This is a genomic window from Bacillus sp. UNC438CL73TsuS30, from assembly GCF_000482325.1.
Classification (GTDB): domain Bacteria; phylum Bacillota; class Bacilli; order Bacillales; family Cytobacillaceae; genus Neobacillus.
This window is the reverse complement of the sequence record NZ_KI535297.1, coordinates 121,278-147,700: the sequence shown is the minus strand read 5'-3', so window position 1 is coordinate 147,700 and position 26,423 is coordinate 121,278. Positions and strand designations below refer to the sequence as shown.

The following is a 26,423-nucleotide window of genomic DNA, read 5'->3' as shown; positions in this document are numbered from 1 at the left end:
ACCTCCAAACACTAACTTCCCTTTATTTAAAAGTTTACAGTGTAGTCCGCTCCTAACCATTTTTTACTTAATTCGCTAACTACCCCTTCTTTTTTCAATTCAACAAGCGCTTCGTCAATTCTCTTTTGCAATGGTGCTTCATCTTTTCTTAGAAGAAAATAAACTTTTGAATTTAAGAGCGGTTCACCGACTACTTTTTGCTGAGCATCAACTGCCTTATTATTAAAATCGACTGAAAATGGTGTTGTAATAGTGGCATCTGCTCTGCCTGTTTTTATTTGATTAATGGTAGAATCCGGCCCATTCCCTGCATAAACAATTTGTATACCAGCATTATGTTCCTTGTTATAATTTTCGATAAATACTGCTGAGTTACTAGTCGGACTCACGATTACCTTTTTCCCTTTTAAATCCTTAATAGAATGAATCTCATTATTATTTTTATTAACTGTTACATTGAGAGGAAATATATTATAAGGCTCTTTGTTAAAAAGAAATTTCTCCTGCCTTTCTTTATTTACTTCCATTTGGTGCGCGATAAAATCAATTTTGTTCGTCTCAAGGCTTAGCAAGAGATTAGAGAATTCCATTGTTTTAAACTCAAATTGATATTCAGGCAACTTTTCATCAATTTTTCGAACTAATTCCACATCATATCCAGTTAACTTTCCATTCTTATCAATAAAGCAGACATTCGGAAACTGTGTTCCTGTTCCCACGATTATTTTTTGTACTTTCGATTTGGAGCTAACTTTCGAAGTTGTTTTCGTTTCTTGTGAGGAGCATGCCCCAAGCATTAAACCCAGTAATAAAGTCATAAATATAGCAATTGTTTTCTTCATCTCGAAATCCACCCATCCTTAAATTCCTAATTATCGTCAACTAGCACAAGGAATATAGAAAAAATACTAATTCCCAGGCATTCACCTATTAAACATATAATTTATGTCGGAATTATACCGAAAATTTACTCTTCTTAACTTTCTCTAGAACTTTTTCTAAATGTTCGATCCCTACTTTTGTTACACCTTCATATACATCCCCCTGACCTATTTCAACAACAGGTACATGACGAACACCATACTTAATCTTTAAAATATCTCTGCGCTCATCATGATGGGTAACATCAACTGTTTCATATTTTATTCCTTTATCCTGTAAATATTGTTTTACCTCCCCACAATAGTGACAACCCTCTTTCGCCCAGACCACTACGGATAATTCTTTACCCATTTTTATTCCCCCCTTTCAGAATTCATTTTTTATTAACAAAAAAGGCTCCCCATTAAAGATTTTTCATCTTAAATAGAGAGCCTCTAGTTGTCTAGCCGGCATAAATTCTTAAATTGTTCAGTTGGTGTCATGATCTGCTGATTCTAGAATCCTCCTTTTAATTCCGAGTTATTTAATAGGAATTCTTTTTTAATCTTGTGCTTTATCCTAACACGTAAAGAAGAGGAATTCTACAGGTTACCTGATAGAAAAATATATTGTTTTCATTCATAAAAACTATAAGAAGAATAGGTAATTCATTAATCCTAAGCTATACCACACGGTGACTTACTTGTTGTTGAATGAAACGATGGCACCCTTCTACAATTACGTCCTTGTCATAATCCAATGATGCTACATGATAGGAATTTGGCAGCACAATCATTTCCTTTTCTGTTGACCCTATGTGGTCAATAATATAATCCGTATTTTCCGGTGGTACGACATGATCTACTGCTGACTTCATTCCCAGAACAGGACAATGTAGGTCTGGTAATATGGCAGGCGTTATGTCCATAAGTGTTTGCAGTTGATGAATGGCTTTAATTGGTACTTTTGAATAAGTGATTTCGTAAGCATCCCTTGCTTTTATGTCAGGATTTCCCTCACTAACATAACGGGGTAATTCTTTTCCTCTGAATTGTTCAAAAGAAGGAAGAGTCAAAGCAGGATTAACTAAGATAATCCCTTTTATTTCCTTATATTTATGAGCAAGCCAAAGCGATAGTGTACCACCCATCGACTGGCCCAATACAAAAACATCTCTACATTCCTGTTTTAATTCTTGATAACCCTTTTCCAATGACTCAAACCATTCTTCATGCGTGCATTCCCCCAAATCTGCATAATGGGTTCCATGCCCTTTTAATCTAGGACCCAAAACAGAATACCCAAATTCATCCAGTCTTTCACCTAGGTAACGGACGCTTTGCGGTGTACCAACGAAACCATGTGAAATGAGAATCCCAATTTTGTTACCCTTGAATTTAAAATTTTCTGCCCCCTTAATAATTGGAAACTTTTCTTTCATCAATATCTACCCCTTTTATGTCCAACTAATCCTATTTAATAAGTATGAATTAATAGTATAAAAAAAGTATAAAATACGATTAATGATAAAGCTATATATTTTTATTTAAAAAAACATTTATCCATTTTTCACTATAGATTGTGCATAACGGTTATCTGGGAATGGGAGTCCAAGATTTCCCCGCAATGTGTCAGATTCATATTCTGTACGGAACAAACCACGATCCTGCAGAATAGGAACTACAAGATCAACAAAACCCGTTAAATTGCTTGGAAGATTGAAGTGAATAATAAAACCGTCTGCCCCATATCCTTCAAACCACGCTTGGATTAAGTCTGCCACTTTTTCTGGTGTCCCAATAAACGGTGTTCTTGGTGTGGCCGCCCTTAGTGCTACCTGTCGAAGGGTTAGGTTTTTTTCTTTCGCTTCCTGCTTAATTCGATCTGTACCACTTTTGAAACTGTTCGAACCCAAATCACCGATTTCTGGAAAGGGTTCATCGAGTGGATACTGTGAAAAATCATGATGTTCAAAAAAGCGTCCTAAATAGTTCAATGCCTGTTCAATCGATACTAAATTAGCAATCTCTTGATATTTCTGTTCAGCTTCTTCCTCTGTTTTACCAACAATCGGCTCGATTCCTGGCAAAATTAGAATGTGATCCGGATTTCTCCCATATTCAGCAGTCCTGCGTTTGACATCTCGGTAAAATTTTTGTGCATTTTCCAAGGTATCTTGATTAGTGAAAATTACATCGGCATCTTTAGCAGCAAGGTTTTTCCCATCCTCAGAAGACCCTGCTTGAAAGATAATGGGCCGCCCTTGCTTTGATCTGCCAATATTTAATGGTCCTTGTACTGAGAAAAATTCTCCTTTGTGATTTAATTGATGCAGTTTTTCAGGATCATAAAATACACCTGATTTTTTATCACGTATAAATGCATCGTCTTCCCATGAATCCCATAATCCCTTGGCGACATCCAGGTATTCAGAGGCGATTCGGTATCTTTTTGAATGATTTGGATGCTCTTCAATGGTTTTGCTAAAGTTTAAGGCTGTTTTCTCTAATGGGGAAGTTACAACATTCCAGCCTGCCCTGCCATGACTAATATGATCAAGGGAAGAAAATTGCCGTGCGATAGTAAATGGTTCACTATATGATGTCGATACAGTACCAGCAAGGCCAATTCGTGAAGTGACAGCGGCTAGTGCCGATAGAATCGTAAGCGGTTCAAATCGGTTCAAGAAATGAGGCAATGATTTTTCGTTTATATGCAAGCCATCCGCAATAAAAACAAAATCAAATTTTGCCTTCTCCGATTTTCGGGCTTGCTCCTTATAAAATTCAAAATTCACACTTGCATTAGTTAATACCTCTGGATGTCTCCAAGCCGCAATATTCCCTCCCACACCATGAATGATCGTTCCCAATTTTAATTGTCTTTTCTTTGCCATCGCACTTTCCTTCCTTTCGCCTTCTAAATTATTCATTATTCCTACCTGAATAGTTGGTATTTGGTTAAAAAAAATATATGAACTCTCCATTGTCAATCTTACCTTCTTATAGGCTGGACAAACGTATTTGAATTATTTAAGGTACTTAACAGTCGAAATGATTGAAATCTTTCTACTTCTTGTTCAATTGGTGTATGTATAATAAATTCATCCACCTGATAAGTTTTGTGAAGATGATTTAAAACATTCTTTACATAATAAGGTGTACCAGCAATAATATCTGCTTCCTGTTCAGTAATTTCATATGATTCACCGGATTGCTTTCCAAAAACTTCTGCTTGCTCAATGGATTGTACCGTAACCGTTCTTCCGCTCTGAAGATTGACTTTGACTATTTTTCTGTCCCCTGCCAATTGTTCTGCTTCTGTCTGAGTAGGTGTAGCAATAACAGCTAATGAAATGATAAATCTTCCATGTGGAAAGCCTTCTCGATATAGATTTGCAGCTTTTTCCAGTACTCCTGCATCACTATTGATAAATTTAGCAAAAACAAATGATATACCCAAATCAGCGGCAAGCTGTGCACTGTTTGCACTTGCTCCAAGAAGGAAAATTTCTGGTTTTTCCTGAGGAATTGGTGTTGCTTGAATTCCTGCAAGAGGATGATAGTCATCTATCGAATTGTGAATTAATTCCGATAAAAAAATCAGCCGTTCTGTAAAATCCTTACCATCATTAACAGTTCCATACTGCAGCGCCTTTGTGGATAACGGAAGTCCGCCTGGGGCTTTCCCAACCCCAAGATTTACCCTTCCAGGTGCCAAATTGGATAAAACATGAAAGTTTTCAGCTACCTTATAAGGACTATAATGCTGAAGCATGACTCCACCTGACCCAACCTGAATTGTGTTCGTCCGTGCCAATAAGTAGGAAATTAGTACTTCAGGTGAGGAGCCAGCCAATTGATCTGTATTGTGATGCTCTGATACCCAAAAACGTGTATACCCCCATTCTTCTGCTTTTTGAGCCAGCAGAACTGTATTTTGTAACGCAGTAGAAGCTGTGCTTCCAGTAAAAATCGGACTTTGATCTAAAATACTAAGCTTATAGCCCATTTATAAATTCCTCCATTTTTATTCCGACTTAACACATTGAAAAAGTTTGTTTTTATTTGCTGATGTTTATCCTAGCACTGAAAATATTAAACTGGCAATACTTTCGGTGATAGGAAAATATTTAATCTTAATAAAAAAATTTTATATAGAAAAGAAACGATTCAGAGAAGATTTCATTTTTTAACGTAAATCATTAGTAAATTCATTCAGACTTCTTGCAAGTCCTCCATGACCAAATCGGATAAACTTCTGCTTATCTTTCTCGAGAATCTTATCTTTGAAAAAATCCAAGAATGCCAAAAGCTGAATCCTCCGATAATGAATATTAACAATGCCGTACTCATAAAACCATTGATCTATCGTATTATAGACTCCCCTATTCACCTTATACTTTTGATTACACCAAATAAAAAACTGTAAATCAGGCAGATTAAGATATTGACTTGTTTCAAAAAATTTTGATTGATTTGTTTTTGAAAAAAAACTAGCTGAACTCTTATTCTTTTGTGATTGCATATTTAACATCCTCCTTTTATACACAACAATACAAACCGGAATACTGGGAATTAAAACAATACTTTCCCTTTTTTTATATTTAACGTTATGATTGAAATTTATCCTACCACCGTGAAGATTGAAAGGGCAATAGATTAACTGATTGAAAAATTTAATCTTCAATTTAGAAAATTTAATTAATAAACCATCATATTTTTCTTCTCAAATTCTTTAACAGATAAAAGAATATCATTCCATAACTTGGAATACTGAAAACCATTTTTCAAATGAGTTGCAAAAATACGTTGATTGATTTGAAGAATATGAGAAACATCTATTTCAATTAAATTGCCATTTTCAAGGTCTTCCTTAATACAGAGGTAAGGTAAAAATCCAATGGCATTTTTGTTAAGAATAAACGATTTCGCTACCTCAAGATGGTCAACTAAAAATTCGATATTTGGTTCAACATTTGCCACTTCAAACAATTTATGAACCCGATTCCAGTCAAAAGCGCCGCATTCAAAAAATACCAATGGCTCCATGGCTAATTGTTGAACAGATATATTTTCTTTAAATTGAAAAGAATGTCCAGGGTAAACTACTAACCTGACAGAATTATTTAGCAGCTCATGCTTTTGAATACCACGATGATTAACATCCTTCATAAAAGCGATATCCAGTTGGTTTTGAAGAAGTTTATCGAGCAATACTTCGTTTGGTGCGGATATAAATTTAAATCGCAATGCAGGATTTTCCTTCTTTATGAAAGGGAGAGCAAATGGTATAAAATATTGGGAAGTAATCATATTTGCCCCAATGACAATTTCTTCAGGATTTTCTTCCCTCTTCAAACGTTTTTTCCCCTCACTATAGGTATTGATAATTTGCTCCGCATAGGGGATAAATGCTTTTCCTTCATCTGATAATGTCAAACTCCTTCCCTTTCTAATAAATAATTCGATACCAAGATCACGTTCTAATGTTTTGATTCTTGCTGTTACGGTTGGCTGAGATAAATACAATGCTTCAGCTGCTTTATGTATACTATCCAAATGTACTACATACATAAAAGCTTCCAGATGATCAATGTTCACTTTCTACAACCCCTCTCTTGATTTTTTTAGAATACTATTTTTGTTAACTAATCCTATAAGGGTTTGCTGCGTTCACAAAACGTAAAAAAGGCTCCTCTACGTGTAATACGTTTAGGAGCCTTTGGGTGACCAATCGGCAGATTTCCAATATTTATGATTTTCTAAACATTCTACTCCAATTAATCCAATAAGTAAAGTGTGAATTAGATAAAATTTTAAACACTCTTTCTCTGGCTTAAAATTCTTCATATACTGCAGGATCTTGATTATTTATTCTCCCATCTGGACGGGTTAATTCAGAAATCATCGACATCTCTGTTTCATTCAAAAAGAAGTCAAATATCGATATATTTTCAAGTTGCCGCTCAGAAGATGCAGACTTAGGAATGGATATGGCCCCGAGCTGATAATGCCAGCGTAAAATTATTTGAGAAATAGATTTGTTATGACCGCCAGCAATCTTTTGAAGTGTTTCGTTATGTAAGACTTCATTTGCCCGAGCAAGTGGACTCCAAGATTCTGTAAAAATATTATTTTCTTTATGCCATTTCCGTTGAGCGGCTTGATTAAAAAATGGGTGCAATTCGATTTGATTGACGCTTGGCTTTACGCCGGTTTCTTTTTCCAAACGCTCCGAATGTTCAGGCAAGAAATTACAAACACCAATCGAACAAATAAGTCCCGATTTTTTTGCATCAATCAATGCCTGCCATGCCTCCACGTATAGTTCCTGTTTCGGATTAGGCCAATGAATAAGATATAAATCATAATAGTCAAGATTAGTGCGATATAGTGATTCCTGAATGGTCGTAACCGCCTTGTCATAGGTTTGATAACGGCCAGGTAATTTCGATGTAATTCTTAAGTCTTCTCTCGGAATAGAACTGCGTCTAACGGCTTCACCGACGGTTCCTTCATTTTCATAATTATATGCAGAGTCAATTAATCGATAGCCTTGATTGATTGCAGATAGGATAGAATTGACTCCTTCATTCCCCTTAAGTTTATATGTACCTAATCCAATCACAGGCAAAGTAAGCCCATCATTTAATAGAATCTCTGGAATAGTTTTCACCAACGAGTCACTCCCTAGTTTTTTAGTAGTTTAAGATTACCATAATTATGGATTATTTTCACAGTTTTAAGTTTTCTGTAAATAGACGTTTTATTGCGATATCTGAAAAGCTGGGTGTGAACCCGATTGCTGCTCTAGTGGCAGAACCTTGAACTGTCAGGTATGTAAATATACTCCCCCTACCCACCAATCAATCCCAACCAGCTCAATTCGATTTTGGACCCCATTTAATACATCTAACCCATAGGAGGTTAATTCCAGCATTGGATTGGAAGCAGGGTGAGGATAATTTGGCAAAGGAATGTTACCTTTAAGCAACGGATACGGTCCTTTCATTAATTCTTTTAAAATAGCTGCCAAATGCAAGTTACTTAAACCATCATTAATTCTCTCTTCCATCATGCGAGAAAACAAATCATAAAATAAACATCCGTCTTCACGAAGGAAGGATAGTGCTAAATATTCAACCTCATTTAAGCCGGTTTGAATAGAGGGAAAATAACATTTATGATCTTGAAGTACTCGAAGGAGAAACGGTAGAGTATGGTTTTTAGATAAAATCCATTTTTCAATATCCACATTCTCAGTGGAGTTATAGGCAGTCCATCCAGTGGTCGCCTCATGGATTTGTTCAGTTGTTATCTTTTTTCTACTATCAAGCAGTCCCAATAATTGTCCTGATGATAATTGCCCTAATCCATAAAAAGGTGTTATACCAGGATACTGATCAATACTTATCAATGAAATATTTTCGCAGCCTTTAGTAGATAATTCCGTTAGTAAGTACATGAGCATGGTTTGGTCAAATCGGTCATGCTCAAACCAGAGAATAATCTCCTCTGACTTCGCTATCCCATTCAATATACGATCTTGATTTTGACAATTTTGAATAAAAATTTCTGATGGAATTTCAAGTTTTTCTTCAAAAAATTGAGCACGTTTTTTTATTTGCTCTTCTTTTGACCAGGTTAAATTTAAGGGACCAAAGTCATACATTTCTCTCCAAACCAGGATGTCACCTTCGATTTGTTTAATTTTATTACCAACTACATCGCCATTTACAATATGAATCATAAGATTACCTCACCTTTATCCTGACTATTTTCTTTCTACCTACAATACCTTATTTAAATAAATTGGATATTCTTCTTTTGTATAGCAAGAAATAGAAAACATGGGGTCACTCCCCCGATGCGAACGCTTTTATCCGCAGGGGGTCGGACCCCATGTTTCTTTTCTTTCCGTATCAAAAAGCAACTTTTAATCGATTGGTTAAGATGTCAGTAAAACGCCTTTTCATAAATGCATTTTGAAAGATTTCTTGACCTGTGATGTTTAATAAATCATTTTTGGTGATACCAAGATCATTTTCTAGGAAATCGATGCCCAAGTCTTCTTCGTAAACTTGGATAATAAATTTTGCAGCCTCTTCAGGCGAGCTAAAAACATGAAAGGATAATGCGGTTCCATTTAATTTCAACCAGTCCTCATTAAAACTTCTTGACCATTGTTTTATTTTCTCTAGGCATAAATGATTGTGATCATCCCAACTATTGTTTAACGCAAAATAAATTTCTTCCATTTTAGTTATTAATTTTATTTTATCAGGGGATTCATCCTTCAATTCGTCCAAAAGCTCTCCAAGGTCTTCTTCAAAATAATATTGATACTCCATTTCCGGATTAATTAACCCTATAAAGGCCGTAGGAAGATAGATAAATTTTAAAAATCCGAAGACACTTTGTGGATTAGGATAAACAGCCCAAGCGTTTTCCGATTGGTCACTATAAGAGTTAAGGATTACCGGATTGATAATCACCGAATTCTGTGTTATGGGTTGGTTCTCAAAAAGGCAACCCCATAACTCCTCATCTAGTCTGATCTTATTTCTCCAGTAATCTGCAATGGAATATTTACTTTGTTTCATAGGACCTCCTAATCAAGTATAAGAATTCCAATTTTTCATTTATCCCATTCATATTCTAATCCTAAATCCTATATGTTTAATCAATCCATTTTAAAAGTAATGCCATGAAATTTTTCACTATCACATTCTAAAAGTTGTTTTGGTTAATATTTATACTATATTCTATATTCCAAGAGTAATATCCTGTTTTATTTATGCTGTTCTGCCATTTTACCTATCCATATTTAATTCGGGCTTTAAAGTAAACTAAAAAAAAGAAAACCACAGTGTTGTCGGGGCACTGTGGTTTATCCTTTAAGAAAGCCATTGTTATTATAGTCCTTAAAAGTTGTAGTTTGCAACTTATAAGCTTTTGTACTTTAGAGTTGAAAAACAAACAAAATTAATATGCTAAGCTGAACAATGCTTTAATATGTGTTAAGTAGCGAACATTACTTGCTTCCTTCATTAAGGAAGCCGGAAGACCTTTTAGTGGAATAGAATTAGCACCAATAGTTGCAACAGCATCTTTACGTCCTAAGCTTGCAAGTGTACCAGAGTTAACTTGAGAAAACTCCTTAAAGGATTTATTTTCCAAGAATGCATATAGATTGTATCCTGTTTGTTCACCCATTTGCCAAGCAATTTGTGCAGTTGGTGGGTATGGACGACCTTCTGGGCCAAAGACAACAGCACTATCCCCTACTACAAATACTTCTTTATGGGATGTAGATTGAAGATATTCGTTTACTGTTGCACGTCCACGATTTACTTCAAGACCTGATTCACCAACTAAAGGATTACCTTGTACACCGCCAGTCCAAACAAATGTATTGGCAACAATCTTTTGTCCATCTTTTAAATCAATTACATTGCCTTCTACATTCGTAACAGGCAGACCCGTTAAGAACTGAACCCCACGAGCTTCAAGACTTGCAGTTGCGCGTTCAATTAATGGGTCCGGCAACACTGGTAGAATTTTAGGACCTGCTTCGACTAGAAGTAATTTCACTTCTTTCGGATCCACGCCATAGCCTCTTGCAAGCTTAGGCATAATATCAGCGATTTCACCAACTAATTCAACGCCAGTTAATCCACCGCCGCCAATTAGAATTGTTGCATCCGCTTCATTTTTCGTTTTAGCATATTCACTAATACGTTCTTCGATATGCTGGTAAATTTTATTGGCATCATCCGCAGATTTTAAAACCATACTGTTTTCTTCTAAGCCTGGAATTCCAAAGTAAGCAGTTTTACTTCCTAATGCCACAACTAACGCATCATATGTTAGATAGGAGCCATCTGAAAGTTTCACTTCTTTTTTATCCACTGAAAAAGACTCAACTTTTGCGATTCGCAATTCAATGTCTTTTCCTTTAAATAACTTCGCTAAAGGCATAGCCACCGCTTGTTCAGCAACACTCCCTGCTGCTAAACGATGAAGTTCTGTAATGATTTGGTGTGTAGGGTACTGATTTACTACTGTAACTTCTGCTTGGTCCTTATTTAAGTATTTACGAATATTGATTGCAGCCAATAGTCCGCCATAACCGGCCCCTAAAATGACGATTTTTTTTGACATAGTATTTCCCCCGTCCGTAGTATAATTAAAATTATTTTGTTGAACGATCTGCAGAAACTTCTAGGAAAGCGTTAAAGAAACGGAAAAGCTTCTGTGCTTGTGGGTCTTTCAACATTTTCAAAATTCCAAATAGGCCGATCACTTCGTTGCTTTCTTCCGCACGGTCTTTTGCTTCAATAACAGTCGCAGCAAGATTTTTCACAGAATCTTTTACGGGTTCTGCAATTTCTTTAATAGCTCCAACCGTATCATTTTTTAAAATCTCATCTGTTGCAACGGACTGAGCAAAATCATAAGACTTCGTTAATAAATTCACAAGTTCAGTCAATTTTGGAAGCTGTTCAACTAATGTAGTCAAAGATTCCTGAACCTCTGGGTTTAATAGCTGATCAAGCACATCGAGTCGTTCTTGTTTCGTTTCTACAGGTTTTTCCATAACATCTAACATAGCGAATTCCCCTTTCGTTAGGCGGCTGTTTGGAATACATGAAACAACTCTATATCCCTATGAACCTGCCTTTTCATCTTGCTGGTACGTTTCATTCTTAATTAATTACTATAAACATAATAATAAAATTGATTTCACAAGGTAAAATTTTATACCTATTAACGATAATTTTCAAGATGTTCGCCCGAAATTTTGGCTCTTTCTGCAAATATCTACTACAGAAATGAAAAAAAAGCCTTCTCAAGAAGACTTTTTTCTCATTCATCATTAATATAGTAATATTTTAATATGGAAACAGGTTTTCACCACATTTTTAGTTAAAAGCCATCTTTAATAAACAATAACGGCTTCATTTTGAACAAGATTGGCGTACACAGTTTTCATCACATCAGGCTTTATGTTCACACAGCCACCCGACCCATTGGTTAGATAGGCATTACTTGCCCAGTTTCTCCGCCATCCGGCATCATGAAACCCAACGCCATCCAACGTAAACGGGGCCCAATAAGTGACTTTAACAGAATAATTCGGATTTCCAACTTCGCTTCCTCTAAGAATGGATGGTGTTTTTTTATACTGGACATACCATACGCCTTTTGGTGTATCTTGGTTGACTCCATGCCAACCTGTAACCACAGAAGATGTCACTTTTAATTGGCTATTTTTATAAATCCAAATCCGTTGATCCTTAATGGACACTTCCGCATACGTATCACCTATGCCATTATTGGATGTAACATGATAGCCGACGCCATATGTGCTCCAACCAACGCCGTAAATATTATAGGCTTTGATTGAGTTTTCCCCTTTTTCAAAGGCCTTCACTATTCGTTTGGTTTCTGCATCAACATCGATTGCCCACCCGTAGGACTTTCCTTTTACTGAAATAACCTTACCTGAATGTGTTTTAAATTTGTAATTTTTATTTAAAGTAGATTGCGAACGATTCATTTCAGCAATCCTGTTCTTAATCCCGCTCGGATCAATGATATACTTCATTTTTTGAGAAAGGGATGCATTCTTGATAACTTCACTCGCTTTTAAAGAATAAATTTTATCCTGCAGTTTATAATTTACAGTTCGGTGCATAAGTTCTTGCAGCAAATTCTCTTCTTTTTTTACCAACGTATTATCCACTATATTAGATTTTATGTATACGGGATTCAAATGAATGACACTATTATATTCCTTTTTCAGATAATCCTTTATGGTACCGTCAACATCAACTAAATGACCAGCTTCGCTGTTTGGAGTGATCATCTTGCCATTTTTCAAAAAGACCACCGAATCACTTGCGCCTTTTAAGCTTTTATTTATAGCTTTGAGTTGATTTTCTACATTTCCCCTAATTGTTTGACTGTGATACTGATCGATATTACTTGGCAGCAGCGCATAATTTTTTTCCTTTGAGGAAGGTAAAAATGTCTTTTGCTTTTTTAATATTTCCTTGACATTATTTAGGTCTTTATTGCTAAAACCCGTTTTTGTATCTTTTCCATTGAAAATTCTATCCTTTCCCACAAAGACTTCGTTTTTTAATACCGTTGATTGTAATTTTTTTAAAGCATGATCTACGGTCAATCCACCAACTTTTGTGCCATTGATTTTAATATTTTGATTGAACCGAGTTGCCTGATAATAATAAATACCAGCAAACACTATGGCTATTAAAACGATAATGGCTATTACTATAGATTTCCCGTTTATTAACATTCTTAATGGGTTATTCCGCCTTTTATGAATTTGTCTAATTGGCATGTAAACCGTATTTCTCATTGACCTTCCCCCTTAGTTGAAACATAGCACCCTTTTCTTTTGGATTTCATTACAGCTTAAGCCTTTGATTGGTTGCCTATATCCTTAGTACTATTTTATTTGATTGAACACTTTGAATTTTGTCATAATTTGTATAAAAATATATTTAATTTTTTTATTATTTTAATCATTCCTAAATTTGGACATAAAAAAGACGCTTTCGAAAGAAAACGTCTTAGATTTCATATCCATAGTAAAAGGGAAAATGGATCCCACTCTTTTACTTTTTATGAAATTTTTTATAAATTTAAGTATTATTTAGGTTTTTCTAACTTTATATGCTATACTTGCATTACCATTTGATTTACCGTTTTATCTGCACCGCTCATTCGTGAGTGGTGTTTTTTATTGCCTTGAATAGGAAAAGCGCAAACGCCTTGGTCAGCCCCGACAAGTGCTGGAGGTCTGGCAGTGAAGTCGTTCTTTGACTTCATTGACAGTACCGAAGCAACCTAGGAAAAAAGCAGTTCATTTTTTCCCTCGAGGGGCTAGGCGATGGAGCTGGACAATTCTCAAAGGCAAAACTTATATATATCCTATCCTTAAATAAAAAAACAGACTCTAAAGTTAGAGTCTGTTTTTTTCATTATTATGCTTTACGAACGTTTGCTGCTTGAGCTCCACGTTGGCCTTGCTCAACATCAAAAGTTACGGATTGACCTTCTTCAAGAGATTTGAAACCTTCGCCTTGGATAGCTGAGAAATGAACGAATACATCTTCTCCGCCTTCACGTTCGATGAATCCGAAACCTTTTTCTGCGTTAAACCATTTTACTTTACCATTTTCCATTTGTGTTGCCTCCTAGTGTGTAATTACACACAATATATTACTATCCTTGCTCTCAGTGATCATCAAGACGAAAAGTTAGAAATCCACTTTCTTTACACCGGACAAAAATAATTCTTTTTTAATATACCACTTCTTCTAAAAAATTACAAGGGGACAATAAAATAAATTAAATTACCTAAAACAATGAAAGCCCTACCTCTCTTTCATCCTTACGGCTCCAATGGCCGTGCCAGTTTGAATTAGGCATAATAAATATATTTGTCCTAAATTAAAACGTTTGATAAAAATCGGAATTGAATATAAGTAGAAACGTCTGATTAATGTGAGGAAATAAAGAAGTTAATGATGAAAAGTTCTTGAATAGGATACATTTCTTCCGTTTAATCACAATAAACGTTAGAGGAATAAACTAGCCGACTTTATTATTTAACAAATCTGTTGCCTGGTTTTCAGTGAGCCCTTTAATTAATCCTAATTCACTTATGAATATCTTCCGCGCGCTCTCTAGCATTTGTTTTTCACTTGAATTAAGTGCTTTACTTTTGTTGATACGCATTAGATCACGCACAACTTCGGCGCCGTCTTTGATATTTCCTGTTTTCAATTTTTCTGAATTAATTTTGAATCTTTCTTTCATTGAAAGATTCGTATCGGTTTGTCCATGCTGAAAAATTTGCAATACGTTTTCAAGTGTAGGTATATCAGAAACTAAGCGAATACGTGATTTTTTTTCTTTCCCGATAGGAATCATTACCTGCATTTTACTGATTGGCATTTTTATTACATAGTATTGGTGTTTCTCACCTAAAACTTCCTTTTCTTCTATTGATTCAATAACACCGGCACCCTGCATTGGATAAACAATGTAATCACCAACTTGAAACAAATAAAACACCTCCAAAATTTAACCTACCTAAGCATAACATATAAATCATTTTTAATCAAATTTATTATTTTACCACCAAACAATATTTCGAGTCAATACATTTTACTTGTTTTTCAAAAAAAAATTCGAGGGGAAATTGCTCAATCTCACATGATAATTTCTGATATCATTCTATTTAACCATTCTGTTATGAATCGCCTCACAACGACAACCTGTATTTAGCATGTAATCTGTACTAATTTCGTAACGAAGGTGACACCATTTTGCAACAGCTGACACGGTCATCTATTACTTCACAGTATAAAATAAAGATAACACCACAGATAACGCTTACAAATACTTGCTTTAATTCTATTCTTAAATAGGAAAGGATGTTGAAGTGTGGACTATTTAGAAGTGATCTCGATCATTGAGAAAAACAAACTGAATTTAGTGAAGATGTTAGAGGGTAAGAACTTATCGAAAGAGCAAATGGATACAATCCAGCACTCGATTGACAACTATAACTATATTATTGAATTAACCGAAATGAATCACTTTGAAAGAGGAAATATACATTAAAAAGGAGCGAGGGTTTCGCTCCTTTTGTTTTGAGGTGAATTCAGATTAAAGAACTTCCTGTTTTAATGATGCTTTAACCAGCGTAATCTGTCCATTTTTAGGAATTAATTCACTGATATTTTCAAATTTTCCGTCTATTTTTGCATTGTCCTGGTTCTCCATTTTATATTCCTTAAAGGACCAGCAAAAGAGCTTTCGTTCGACTTTTCCTTTTTCACCAATGAGGTTAAACCAACTTTGCCCTACATAAAAAGAGTTCATGAGCATTTTATCAATGATAAAAGAAACTTGTTCATTCTCTTCCTCAGGTTCAAATTTGATTTTAGTGGAAAGGGCCAAAATAAAATAGTTTTTAAATTTGTCTAATTCAAGTAATTGAAGATGGTACCTCTTGGACTGCATTTGATTGAAGTCCTTCAAGACTGCTTTGATACTTTTTTCAACGTCGATTTCATATTTGCTCGCATCTCTCAAGGCTGATAAACGAGAATCATAAATGGACAGTGTCACTATATAATGCGCGGCATAACTTTTTGGTTCAAATCCTTCTTTACCAGCTTGCTTTACTTCTTCTGGTACTACTATAAAATTTTTATAATCAGCAAAAAAATTATCGTTCATATCCTATACCTTCCTTCATACCTTGATGAAATGGATGCTATTATCTTTTTCTATATCGCATTTCTCTTGTTATCTTTCAAAATATTTTAGATGGCAGATGAATCGTAGTTGTATTTAAATATATATATTTCTTTATTTAAACCAAGAATCCTTCTTTTTCTTCCAAAAATCCACAAATTTCATGTTTTTAATTACAAAGTCCTATTATTTTTTCTAAAAAATGGTGTTAATAGGACAAAAAAAAGACTGCTAATGCAGCCTTGTTTAATTTTTATTTACTTTAGAAATTCATAGTAATCCTGTGAATGATAGCTCCTAAAACCGCATGATTCATAGAGTCCAAGCGCACGGGCATTTTTGGCTTCCACTTCAAGAAAAATGGAAAGTCCTTTTTGATGCTCCATTTTTACCACTTTAGATAAAGCATTTCTCCCAATTCCCTTCCCGCGAAGTTCGGGATAAATAGCGAAACCGTAGATCCATGCTTCGCCATCTTTTTCATCCACACGCATTTTCCCTGCCGTTCTACCTATCGCTTCAATAATGAGCCATTGTTCGTTACTGTTCTTTCTAATCTCCTGTTGCATCTTACGAGCCTCATTTTCATATAGACCAAAGCCTAAGACATCCAGTTGGACTTCAGCTTCCCAATCATCATGTGAAATCGATGGCCTAACGATAATAGCCGGATCCTCTGTCAATTCTGTTTTGTGCCATTTCATTTGATATTCTGCGACGGTAAAGGTACAAGGAATATTTTTTAAAAACTCCTTTGCCCTTTGGGAGCTGGTAGGAGCATTTAACAAAATGTTTCTGACGTTTCGTTTCTTTACTTCCTCAAGTCCCATTTCAAGCAATTTAGTGAATATACCTCTTCTTCGGTAATTCGGATGGACCATTCCGCAGAGTTCCACTTTGTTCCCAAAATAATAGCTTCCGAGAAAACCAACGAGTCGGCCATTTTCATAATGAAAGAAATCATCCTTACTATTTTCTGCCCGGTTTTCAAGCATATCAAAATTCAACTTCAGGTGAAAGTTCCCCTCTAATTCACAAACCTCCTGAAGAGCTTTAATATCAAGTAAATCTAACTCTGTTAACATTTCAGATCACTCCTTTCACAACGCTTTATTTCTATTCTGGACAAACTCTAGACATTCCTGCTTTTTGGAAAATGTTCTTTCACTTTGTTGATTATCAATAAAATAAACAAAACAAAAAGGCAACGACCAAAGTTGGTTTCGTTGCCTTTTTTGTAAGCGTTAGCTACTATCAATTTATTTTAATACACGTCACGCTGATAACGGCCATTTGATTGCATTTCTTTTAGATACGCTTCAGCTGCATCACGAGCCATTTCGCCTTCTTTTTCAATCACAGTAATTAAGGCTTCATGAACATCCTTTGCCATATGTTCTTTATCACCACAAACGTAGAACGTTGCACCTTTTTCTAACCATGCAAACAATTCTTTGCCGTGTTCAAGCATTTTGTGCTGAACATAAACTTTTTGAGCTGTATCACGAGAGAATGCAGCATCAAGTTTTGTTAGGACTCCATCCTGTTGATATTTTTCTAACTCATCCTGATAAAGGAAATCCGACGCAGCATGCTGGTCTCCAAAGAATAACCATGACTTGCCTGATGCTTTATTTACTGCACGCTCCTCGATAAACGAACGGAATGGTGCAATGCCTGTCCCAGGGCCAACCATGATAATATCACTTTCCCCGGACTCCGGTAGATGGAAGTGTTTATTTGGTTGAACAAATACTGGAAGCGTATCGCCCTCTTGAACGCGGTCCGCACATTGTATCGAGCAAACCCCTTTACGATCACGTCCGTTAGAAGTGTATCGTACAGCACCAATGGTTAAATGTACTTCATTTGGATGAGCGGCAATGCTGCTGGCAATCGAATAAAGCCGTGGCGGCATTTTTCTTAAAAGGGAAACGATTTCTTGGGCAGTAGCTTTCCATGGACCAAAATCACGTAACATATCAAGCAAATCACGGCCAAAGCAATATTCCTTTAGTTGTACAGCGTTTTCAACCACCACAAGCTTTTGAAGCTCTTCATTTTCAGTGAATGCCGCTGCCTGCTGTAGAATCTTTTTATTCAGCAGGGTAATTTCAAAGAAGCTTGTGAGCGCTTCCTTCAATGGCAGTGTTTCACCTTGCTTATTAATAGTGACAACTGCTTCTTCATCCCAATGCATTTCCTCAAGAAGGGCAGCCACAAGTTCTGGATCGTTTTCAGGAACAACTCCAAGAGCATCTCCTGGTACATAAGAAAGGCCAGAACCTTCTAACGACAACTCTATATGTCTTGTTTCTTTATTAGAGCCTTCTCCATTTAAATTTACATTCTTAAGAATCCTTGCTGGAAATGGATTTGTTCTTGAAAATGTTGGTGTAGGTTTGTCTTTTTTTGCATTATCTGCTGTAACTTGCATTTCTCTTACCTCCCAAAGTTGTATATATGCTAGGATAACACAGAGAAAAGAAATCAGGTATGTTTTTTAACACATAATTTTCAAAAATTAAATCCCACTCACCCTCCTAATTGAAAAAATTCCAAATAATTAAAAATAAACTATAAAATCAAACGACAAAAAATGTTTTATTCTATGTTTTTCGATAGTATTTCTGCTCATATTTCCTCAACAATTGTGAGCAATCCTCGTATTTCATAAGAAAGTGACGATGAAAACTCATCATACCCAGAAAGGAAAGAACAAAACAATATTGAATTATACTTCATCAGGGTTAAAAACCTTAAAACAATTCGGAAAGGTTGTGAGTGGATGAGACTTCAGAATGTACAACCTAGGAAAAACTTCAGCTATATCTTCGTTCAATTTCCAGGTATGAAAATGAATGTCCCAATGCTCTCGAACGGTGAGAGAAAGGCGGTGAAAGAAGATATTGCGCTATGTGTCCAACTAAACCGCAATGAAAAAGTCAATCAATTGTATCTTGTGCGCACAGAGAGTATCAAACCGTTTGACTTCACAGATGATGAAATGGGTGCAAAAGCCTATTATCGAGTCATCAGGGAAAAAGAATCCTCTCAAGACTCACACACAAACGAAACCGAAGATTTTGTCACGTTCATTACGGATGAAGTGTCTGTTGTCCAAAAGAAAACGGAAACAGGATATCACTTCGTCTTGGTCTTAAATGAACGCGAAATAGGAATCGTTGCTTCGATTGAAGAAGAAGTTTTACAACCAGTAAACGTTTCATTGACACCTCAAGAAGAAGGGAAAGAGCCTGTCGCAGCTAAGACCGTTTCTTCAAAAAATAAAGCTGTCTTCTATAGGAGGGCTAAAAAGAGGATCTTCTTGGGAGGCCATGTCTTTCAGGATAACGTAGTTTTTGAGCCAATCCGAATTCTTTTGGAGGACGCTAAGAAAAAAGTTGCACTATTTTCTCCTGCCGCATTAGATTTTATCGGTCCGGGTGATTAGAACCAAACCATTTTTATCATGAAGGGATGGTGAAGGATTATTTTTAAAAGGAATATACAACTTCATACAATATCTAATAGAAGCAAAAGGATTAAAAAGGTAATCCTTTCGATTAGATAAATTCATAGATAAAAGGACGTGATAAAGAAAAGAAACTTTTTGCTAATAATAAACTTAAGGTGCTTAACCAATCGGGTTAAGCACCTTTTTTATGATTATCCGTTTATAAAACAATCATCATTAAAGTAATCATTTCAGTAAAGAATTTATAGCCTTGAATTTTTCAGAATGCTTCTTTAGATATTTTGTAGCATCCTGACCTATCATGAACCATATTCTGTTTAAGAACTTCTTCACAATCTTTTTTTCATTTTTGAAAAAAGTTGAATTACCTTCTTACAAATTTATTTCATTAATTTAGTTCTGTTACCTAAGATATTGCGTCCGGATGAAATTGATGTACCAGCGGAGAAACACCCTGCCGACTTACGTTGGTTGGATGACAAACTTTTGACTAAACTACATAAAAACCAATAAAAAATAGAAGCCTAACATTTAATGTACATTTTTGTAAAACTCGTTGGTTATTAGCATGAATTAGATTTTAAAAATTATGGAGGATTGCAATGGAGAAAAAAATAGTTGCACTCGATGTATCGAATTTATGGACTCCTTATATGAATAACACGATGGCTCTATGCGTAAACAAATATGCGTTGCAAACTATTCAAGATCCAGAAATTAACGCTGTTTTTTGCAATGCTTTGAATATAGCAGAGAACATTGTTCAAAAAATCACCGTCATTTTCAATCAGGAACATTTTCCGATTCCCCAAGGTTTTACAGAGGAAGATGTCCATTTAAACGCACCGCGATTGTTTTCAGATGAACTCTGGCTGTTCTATCTGCACCAAATGTCGATACACGGATTGACCGCTTATTCACTTGGAATCACCGCTTCCCGCAGGCCGGACGTTCGTCAATTCTATTTCGAAACATACAAGGAATCTTATGAATTGTACGAAACTACGTTAGGCATGCTGCAATCGAAAGGTTTCATGGAACGTCCCCCCACTATAGCGCTTCCGGAAAAAATCGAATTCGCGGAAAAACAAAACTTTTTAGCCGGCTGGTTCGGGCACCAACGCCCATTAAATACAATAGAAATCTCCAGTCTTTATTTTAATTTGCAGAAAACCATCTTGACTAAAGACTTGGCCCTCGGTTTCAGCCAAACCGCCAAATTAAAAGAGATTCGCCGGTTCATGGAGGAAGTGGTAAAAGTGGCAGCTGAACATATTGAAATTTTTACTACCATCCTTCATGAAGACTTCATCAGTTCTGCCATCACATGGGACACCCATGTTACAGATTCTCAGATTCCGCCATTTTCGGATAAATTGATGATGTTCCATTGCGCATTTTTAATTCAAGCAGCCATGGCTTATTATGGAACCGCCTTATCCGGCGCCATGAGGCGCGACCTCGGGCTCAAATATACGTCTGCCATCGCAAAGGATGTCAAGCTTGCGGAAGACTGCGCAAATATCCTGATTGCCAATGGATGGTTTGAGGAACCTCCAAGTTCCGTTGATCGGCGAGAATTATCTTAGTGAAACTTCACCATAACTGTGATTTTAAGAAGTACACACCCCCCCTTGAGACTCAAGGGGGGTGTGTACTTATCAATTATCCAAGCAAGTACATATTTCTAAATTAGTGTTTTAGTGCTGAATGAATTTTTCCCCATCTTACAAATATTAAAAATATTCAAAATTCTTTACCTCTCCTTTTAAAATTTAGAATGTTTCCCTCCTTTTTTGGAACAATACAATTGATTGTATTAACGAATAAGGAGGTTAATTAGAAATGGATAATCAAAAATTAGCCGATCATGAGTCATTGGATCTACATGAAGTAATTAATTTTAAAACCCTATGCTTAGCGAAATCAAAACTAATGCAAGGACTGGTATTTGATGATGATTTGAGAGCATTAATGCAAAAAGATGTTGAACAATCCATGCAAGCACTTGGAGAATTACAGGCAGTTTATCAACGTGCACCTTTTGAAGCCCCTGTTCCTCAAAACCGGCCAACACCTATAATAAATTGAAAGGAAGTAAAATTCATTGAATAATGACTATTTAGACCCTATAAACTCGTTACATGTGCCTGAGCTAGCTGATACCACATTTGCCATGGATTTCCTCCTTCGTGCCAAAGAAGGTGTCCGCAATATTGCGGTTGCATTAACGGAATCCGCATCACCTGATGTTAGAACCGTCTTACGAAACCAGTTAATGCAAGGGATTGCCATGCACCAAGAAATTACAGAATTAATGATTAGTAAAAAATGGTTCCATCCATACGAATTAAGTGAACAATATCAATTAGACCAACTCTCTGCCAACAATACTTTGATGATTGGCAAAATGAACCTATTTCCTGTTGAGACCAATAGAAAAGGTATGTTTGACCGGACACCTGATGAACATTAACACTGGAGGCTGTAACCAATGAAGGCAGTAACGTATCAAGGTATTAAAAATGTTGTAGTCAAAGATGTTCCAGATCCAAAGATTGAGAAGCAAGATGACATGATTATTAAAGTAACGAGTACAGCTATATGTGGGTCTGATTTACATTTAATTCATGGCATGATTCCTAACCTGCAAGAAAACTATGTTATTGGCCATGAACCAATGGGAATCGTCGAAGAAGTTGGTTCAGGTGTGACTAAACTAAAAAAGGGAGATCGAGTAATTATTCCCTTTAATATAGCATGCGGTGAATGCATTTACTGTAAAAACCATTTGGAAAGCCAATGTGATAATTCAAATGATAATGGTGATATGGGTGCCTATTTCGGATATTCTGGTACGACGGGTGGCTATCCAGGTGGGCAAGCTGAATATTTAAGAGTGCCATTTGCCAACTTTACTCATTTCAAGATTCCAGAGACTTGTGAAGAACCGGATGAAAAGTTAGCAGTTATTGCCGATGCCATGACTACTGGTTTTTGGAGTGTTGACAATGCAGGTGTAAAGGATGGAGATACAGTTATTGTTCTTGGCTGTGGTCCAGTTGGTCTTTTTGCTCAAAAATTCTGTTGGTTAAAAGGGGCAAAGCGAGTCATTGCCGTTGATTATGTCAATTATCGCCTACAGCACGCCAAGCGCACTAACAAAGTAGAAATTGTTAACTTTGAGGACCATGAGAATGTAGGAAGTTACCTGAAGGAAATCACCAAAGGCGGCGCTGATGTTGTCATTGATGCAGTTGGTATGGACGGTAAAATGACTGATATGGAGTTCCTTGCAAGCGGAATGAAGCTTCAAGGCGGAGCATTAAGTGCGTTTATCATGGCTTCACAAGCAGTGCGTAAAGGCGGGACAATTCAAGTTACCGGCGTTTACGGCGGCAGATATAATGGTTTCCCTTTTGGAGATATTATGCAGCGAAATATCAATATCCGCTCCGGTCAAGCACCTGTGATCCACTATATGCCATATATGTTTGAATTAGTTACCACTGGAAAAATTGATCCAGGAGATGTCGTAAGTCATGTACTTCCACTTAGTGAAGCAAAGCGTGGCTATGAGATTTTTGACACAAAAATGGATGATTGTATAAAAGTTGTGTTGAAACCTTAAGGAAGGAGATAAAAAAATGAATTACGCCTTACATGAAGTTCTTGAGGTCCATGAGATGGCTGCATTTAAGACCACTTGTTTAACTAAATCCAAAACCATGAAAGCGTTAGTCACAGATCCGCTATTAAAAGATATTATGCAGCAAGACATTGATGTATCTACGAGACAATTACAAGAATATGCTTCTATCCTTTCCAACGCTAAGCAGTAAATTAGGAGATGAATGAACATGAATCCAATCGTTGAAACTTTAACTGGCATGGACGCACTATCGGATCAAGTGGTTACAATGGATCTGCTTATTTCAGCTAAAAGTGGAATTAGAAATTATGCCATGGCAGTTACGGAGGCAGGAACACCGGAAATTAAAGAATTGCTCACTCGCCATTTAGTGGAAGCTCTTGATATGCATGAACAAATATCTGCATATATGGTAGAAAAAGGATGGTACCATGCTTGGGATACAAACGAACAAATCAGTTTGGATTTAAATAATATCAATACAGCATTGAACTTACCGACATTATAAAAAATATCAAGGAACAGTTTAATACTCACCAAATAAACTGTTCCTAGTCATAAGGGTATCTAAAGAAGAAGCCTTCCCACTATTTTAAAACATACATTAACAAAAAAACCGGCCATTTCTATTTAAGAAAGGCCGGTTAAATTTTGATTGTCTATCTCACTCATAACGGGCAGTAGATCCCCACAGATTCTAAGGAACCCGAAGAAGATAGTGGGGGATCAACTGACCGTTAAGGTCTGATTGGTTCACCTTACCATCAGTGGGGGATGAAGAAAACCCCCACTGATGGAAGGTTCACTTTATTTTGTCTGGGAAATTTCATTAACAATTTCAGTTAATGCCTCCTTGACCGGTGTAGCTGGACGCCCCAGAACCTTTTCGAAATCATTGCTTTAAACTTCCAGAGAGCCGTTGCGAATGCTTTCCTGAATGCCGACTTGGAGCGGGAGGATAAAATCAGGGAGACCTGCATCTTTCATGATAGCAGCATAGGCAGTGTCATCCACCTGCTGCACATTGACATCCTTACCCAGGACATTGCCCAGTTCGGATACAAGTTCTTCCTGGTTCATTAACTTCCCTGACAGTTCGTAGATTGTGTTTTCGTGGCCATTACTGGAAATGACTGCAGCAGCAGCTTCTGAATAATCCTGCTGCGTTGCCCATCCTACCATGCCATTACCTTCTGATGTAACCCATGGTGCCCCTGCCATGGCAGCCTGGATGGTTGGAATTTATTACGAAGAAATGAATAAGAGATACCTGTTTTCTTGATGGCCGCTTCAGTAGCAACATGAGGTGGAGCCATTAGATTAGTGCTTTCTGGAGCATTAGCTATACTTATATAAGTAATAAATTTAACACCGAATCCGTACTGGATGTACTCCAGCACTTTCCGATATAGCATCGCTTGTAGGCATCCGATCCGCTGCAGAGCAAGATAAGTTAAACTATGATGGCTAGAGTAAAATCACTATTCGTAAGCAGCCTCCTAAGCCGTTAAGGAATTTCTTTCAATAAAGCAAGAAGTACTGTAATAATGATTGCTTAATCGAAACAATCGTCCCCCGATTTTTTCAAATATGAAGATCCCATACCCGTTACAAATTTAAATGAATGTAACAAAGCAAGTATACTTTCCTTAGTAAGGGAACCCTAGTCATACATTTTTCTGATTGGGGACGGGCTAAATGAAAATTCTATCAATGATTCAGCCCTGGGCTAGTTTGTTTGTCCTTGGCGAGTCCAAATATGAAACGAGGACATGGAGAACCAACTATCGAGGTCCATTAGCGATTCATACGAGTATAAAAAACCGGACAAGGCCGCCTGCGGCTACCCGAGGGTCCAGGAGCTGCTCCAAAAACACGGATATTCAGAAGAAGACCTCCCGACAGGTGTGATAATAGGCGTTTGTGAACTGAAAAATTGCATAAGAGTGATTGAAAACAATGAAACTTGGGCGGTACTGGAAGATGGGCGAGTTGTTTCCGGTATTGAATTTTTATTAGGTGATTATCGGGTAGGCGGTTACGCCTGGGAAGTGGAAGGGATGCGCACGTTAGAGGAGTCTATTCCTGCAAAAGGGCAGCTTGGTCTGTGGGAGTATCCCGGAATAATTCATTAAAAACTCGTCTTAGTTAAGTCAGCAGGACTTCCTAACTGGCAATACGGCGAATGTGTTACCTAAAATGTAATTAAGTAGTTGCTAGGAGAGCACCGACCACCCTGTGGTAGTCGTATTCTTGTTACCACAAAAGAAGTATCAGGAGAAGGACTTTTTCTGTTAATTGTTATTACCCATCGGCCTAGTCAGTGTATTTACTTACTTCAGAATCTTAGGCCAGGAGCCTCCTCTGCGCTACATGGAGTATATTTTCCCGATACCTCTAAAGACGTACAAATTCAATCCCTTCTCTCCTGTCTATTCTCAAGATTTCTATAAAATGTCTAAAGGCATTTTTCTAGTCGGTTGCAGAAATTCTTTATCAAGTCTATTTAAATCCTCTTTTGTTAGTTCAAGAATAGCAGCTTCCGCATTTGCTAGTACATGCTCTTCTTGTACAGCTTTTGGAATAGCTAGACAATTGTTAGACCAATGATATGAAAGAGATATGGAACACCACTAACGGAAAAAATTGTATGATTAATCAAGTATTATATCATCTTGGTTCAAGGGGTATAGAGTATGAGAGTATGATCTCTTACCATGGCAGCGAGAACATCACATGCCTATTATGGCGATTCCGAACAGTTAGTAGGTGAAGCTATTAAATGACGAAGAGATGAAGTCTTTTTAGTATCAAAGGTATCCTCATCATTCAGGATTAGATATGATTGCCAAGGTGTGTGAAAACAGTCTAAAAAGGTTGGGATCAAAGAAGTTCCATCAGGCAATGTTACTACACGACTTTCAAGGGAATTTTTTACTTTTGTTAATTTATTTTCGTCATGTAGACTCATTAAAAATCAACACTTCCTTTTGTTTTTTTGTACACCTATTAACAAAAAATGCGGCAATACTCTTTTGCAGTATTGCCACCAGTGTATTACTTAATTCTTACCTTATTACTGCTTTAGTTAGAACACCTTCTTGGCAGGATGATAAGCTTCCGTTCA

The 26,423-nt window shown here is 36.5% G+C and carries 28 protein-coding genes and 3 pseudogenes; 10 read left to right on the top strand and 21 right to left on the bottom strand.

Annotated features, from left to right (window positions below; translation table 11 throughout):
- Positions 1–26 precede the first annotated feature (26 nt).
- The 16 genes from M028_RS0124590 to M028_RS0124515 form a co-directional block, all read right to left on the bottom strand.
- Positions 27–842 (bottom strand): transporter substrate-binding domain-containing protein, encoded by an 816-nt coding sequence (locus M028_RS0124590; protein WP_026576212.1) that lies wholly within the window; start codon positions 840–842, stop codon positions 27–29.
- A gap of 112 nt (positions 843–954) precedes the next feature.
- Complete coding sequence (locus M028_RS0124585) at positions 955–1,233, bottom strand: glutaredoxin family protein (RefSeq protein ID WP_026576211.1); 279 nt, start codon at positions 1,231–1,233, stop codon at positions 955–957.
- Between the two features lie 310 nt (positions 1,234–1,543).
- The gene (locus M028_RS0124580; protein WP_026576210.1) at positions 1,544–2,302 is read right to left on the bottom strand and encodes an alpha/beta hydrolase; all 759 of its coding nucleotides are present in this window, start codon (positions 2,300–2,302) and stop codon (positions 1,544–1,546) included.
- 117 nt (positions 2,303–2,419) lie between these two features.
- Positions 2,420–3,757 carry an LLM class flavin-dependent oxidoreductase gene (locus M028_RS0124575; RefSeq protein ID WP_026576209.1) on the bottom strand — a complete coding sequence of 446 codons (1,338 nt, stop codon included), beginning with the start codon at positions 3,755–3,757 and terminating at the stop codon, positions 2,420–2,422.
- A gap of 98 nt (positions 3,758–3,855) precedes the next feature.
- Complete coding sequence (locus M028_RS0124570) at positions 3,856–4,872, bottom strand: LLM class flavin-dependent oxidoreductase (protein WP_026576208.1); 1,017 nt, start codon at positions 4,870–4,872, stop codon at positions 3,856–3,858.
- 180 nt (positions 4,873–5,052) lie between these two features.
- On the bottom strand, positions 5,053–5,388 hold the full coding sequence (locus M028_RS0124565) for a hypothetical protein (RefSeq protein WP_026576207.1): 336 nt from the start codon (positions 5,386–5,388) through the stop codon (positions 5,053–5,055).
- Between the two features lie 176 nt (positions 5,389–5,564).
- On the bottom strand, positions 5,565–6,464 hold the full coding sequence (locus M028_RS0124560; protein ID WP_026576206.1) for a LysR family transcriptional regulator: 900 nt from the start codon (positions 6,462–6,464) through the stop codon (positions 5,565–5,567).
- Between the two features lie 235 nt (positions 6,465–6,699).
- Complete coding sequence (locus M028_RS0124555; protein ID WP_026576205.1) at positions 6,700–7,542, bottom strand: aldo/keto reductase; 843 nt, start codon at positions 7,540–7,542, stop codon at positions 6,700–6,702.
- Between the two features lie 153 nt (positions 7,543–7,695).
- Positions 7,696–8,613: a DUF1835 domain-containing protein gene (locus M028_RS0124550; protein WP_026576204.1), complete on the bottom strand. Its 918-nt coding sequence runs from the start codon at positions 8,611–8,613 to the stop codon at positions 7,696–7,698.
- Between the two features lie 172 nt (positions 8,614–8,785).
- Complete coding sequence (locus M028_RS0124545; RefSeq protein WP_026576203.1) at positions 8,786–9,466, bottom strand: hypothetical protein; 681 nt, start codon at positions 9,464–9,466, stop codon at positions 8,786–8,788.
- A 382-nt stretch (positions 9,467–9,848) separates the two neighbouring features.
- Positions 9,849–11,027, bottom strand: coding sequence for an NAD(P)/FAD-dependent oxidoreductase (locus M028_RS0124540; RefSeq protein ID WP_026576202.1), 1,179 nt, complete (start codon positions 11,025–11,027; stop codon positions 9,849–9,851).
- Between the two features lie 31 nt (positions 11,028–11,058).
- A complete protein-coding gene (locus M028_RS0124535; protein WP_026576201.1) occupies positions 11,059–11,475 on the bottom strand; it encodes a DUF1641 domain-containing protein in 417 nt (138 codons plus the stop codon).
- A 330-nt stretch (positions 11,476–11,805) separates the two neighbouring features.
- Positions 11,806–13,251 carry a L,D-transpeptidase family protein gene (locus tag M028_RS0124530; protein WP_026576200.1) on the bottom strand — a complete coding sequence of 482 codons (1,446 nt, stop codon included), beginning with the start codon at positions 13,249–13,251 and terminating at the stop codon, positions 11,806–11,808.
- Between the two features lie 320 nt (positions 13,252–13,571).
- The gene (locus M028_RS33090) at positions 13,572–13,724 is read right to left on the bottom strand and encodes a hypothetical protein (protein WP_155925781.1); all 153 of its coding nucleotides are present in this window, start codon (positions 13,722–13,724) and stop codon (positions 13,572–13,574) included.
- A gap of 155 nt (positions 13,725–13,879) precedes the next feature.
- The gene (locus M028_RS0124520) at positions 13,880–14,080 is read right to left on the bottom strand and encodes a cold-shock protein (protein ID WP_026576199.1); all 201 of its coding nucleotides are present in this window, start codon (positions 14,078–14,080) and stop codon (positions 13,880–13,882) included.
- A gap of 409 nt (positions 14,081–14,489) precedes the next feature.
- Positions 14,490–14,981: a CarD family transcriptional regulator gene (locus M028_RS0124515; RefSeq protein ID WP_026576198.1), complete on the bottom strand. Its 492-nt coding sequence runs from the start codon at positions 14,979–14,981 to the stop codon at positions 14,490–14,492.
- 366 nt (positions 14,982–15,347) lie between these two features.
- Between M028_RS0124515 and M028_RS0124510 the strand changes: the two genes are divergently transcribed.
- On the top strand, positions 15,348–15,527 hold the full coding sequence (locus tag M028_RS0124510) for a DUF3896 family protein (protein WP_026576197.1): 180 nt from the start codon (positions 15,348–15,350) through the stop codon (positions 15,525–15,527).
- A 45-nt stretch (positions 15,528–15,572) separates the two neighbouring features.
- Here M028_RS0124510 and M028_RS0124505 read toward each other — a convergent pair whose 3' ends face one another.
- The 3 genes from M028_RS0124505 to M028_RS31005 all read right to left on the bottom strand — a co-directional run bounded on the left by M028_RS0124505 (position 15,573) and on the right by M028_RS31005 (position 18,603).
- The gene (locus tag M028_RS0124505) at positions 15,573–16,148 is read right to left on the bottom strand and encodes a hypothetical protein (protein WP_026576196.1); all 576 of its coding nucleotides are present in this window, start codon (positions 16,146–16,148) and stop codon (positions 15,573–15,575) included.
- A gap of 275 nt (positions 16,149–16,423) precedes the next feature.
- The gene (locus M028_RS0124500; protein WP_026576195.1) at positions 16,424–17,251 is read right to left on the bottom strand and encodes a GNAT family N-acetyltransferase; all 828 of its coding nucleotides are present in this window, start codon (positions 17,249–17,251) and stop codon (positions 16,424–16,426) included.
- Positions 17,252–17,430: 179 nt separating this feature from the next.
- The gene (locus M028_RS31005) at positions 17,431–18,603 is read right to left on the bottom strand and encodes a sulfite reductase subunit alpha (RefSeq protein WP_051591235.1); all 1,173 of its coding nucleotides are present in this window, start codon (positions 18,601–18,603) and stop codon (positions 17,431–17,433) included.
- 351 nt (positions 18,604–18,954) lie between these two features.
- On the opposite strand from M028_RS31005, the gene M028_RS0124490 reads away from it, so the two are divergent.
- The 7 genes from M028_RS0124490 to M028_RS0124460 all read left to right on the top strand — a co-directional run bounded on the left by M028_RS0124490 (position 18,955) and on the right by M028_RS0124460 (position 23,804).
- On the top strand, positions 18,955–19,620 hold the full coding sequence (locus M028_RS0124490; protein WP_026576194.1) for a hypothetical protein: 666 nt from the start codon (positions 18,955–18,957) through the stop codon (positions 19,618–19,620).
- 626 nt (positions 19,621–20,246) lie between these two features.
- On the top strand, positions 20,247–21,233 hold the full coding sequence (locus tag M028_RS0124485) for a DUF3231 family protein (RefSeq protein WP_026576193.1): 987 nt from the start codon (positions 20,247–20,249) through the stop codon (positions 21,231–21,233).
- A 256-nt stretch (positions 21,234–21,489) separates the two neighbouring features.
- A complete protein-coding gene (locus tag M028_RS0124480) occupies positions 21,490–21,735 on the top strand; it encodes a hypothetical protein (RefSeq protein WP_026576192.1) in 246 nt (81 codons plus the stop codon).
- 16 nt (positions 21,736–21,751) lie between these two features.
- Entirely contained in the window at positions 21,752–22,120 is a 369-nt protein-coding gene (locus M028_RS0124475) for a spore coat protein (protein WP_026576191.1), read from the top strand.
- 18 nt (positions 22,121–22,138) lie between these two features.
- Positions 22,139–23,275 (top strand): zinc-dependent alcohol dehydrogenase, encoded by a 1,137-nt coding sequence (locus M028_RS0124470; RefSeq protein ID WP_026576190.1) that lies wholly within the window; start codon positions 22,139–22,141, stop codon positions 23,273–23,275.
- 16 nt (positions 23,276–23,291) lie between these two features.
- On the top strand, positions 23,292–23,486 hold the full coding sequence (locus M028_RS0124465; protein ID WP_026576189.1) for a hypothetical protein: 195 nt from the start codon (positions 23,292–23,294) through the stop codon (positions 23,484–23,486).
- Between the two features lie 18 nt (positions 23,487–23,504).
- Complete coding sequence (locus tag M028_RS0124460) at positions 23,505–23,804, top strand: spore coat protein (protein ID WP_026576188.1); 300 nt, start codon at positions 23,505–23,507, stop codon at positions 23,802–23,804.
- A gap of 299 nt (positions 23,805–24,103) precedes the next feature.
- On the opposite strand, the pseudogene M028_RS32385 reads toward M028_RS0124460, so the two are convergent.
- Both M028_RS32385 and M028_RS33085 read right to left on the bottom strand, forming a co-directional pair.
- Positions 24,104–24,669, bottom strand: a pseudogene (locus M028_RS32385) (SDR family NAD(P)-dependent oxidoreductase); the annotation flags it as partial.
- Positions 24,668–24,791 (bottom strand): annotated as a pseudogene (locus M028_RS33085) (transcriptional regulator); the annotation flags it as partial. The pseudogenes M028_RS32385 and M028_RS33085, both read right to left, overlap by 2 nt.
- 277 nt (positions 24,792–25,068) lie before the next feature.
- Between M028_RS33085 and M028_RS30995 the strand changes: the two are divergent.
- The gene (locus M028_RS30995) at positions 25,069–25,431 is read left to right on the top strand and encodes a 2-oxoglutarate dehydrogenase E1 (protein WP_231510889.1); all 363 of its coding nucleotides are present in this window, start codon (positions 25,069–25,071) and stop codon (positions 25,429–25,431) included.
- Positions 25,432–25,898: 467 nt separating this feature from the next.
- A pseudogene (locus M028_RS33720) lies at positions 25,899–26,047 on the top strand (aldo/keto reductase); the annotation flags it as partial.
- Positions 26,048–26,423: the final 376 nt, after the last annotated feature.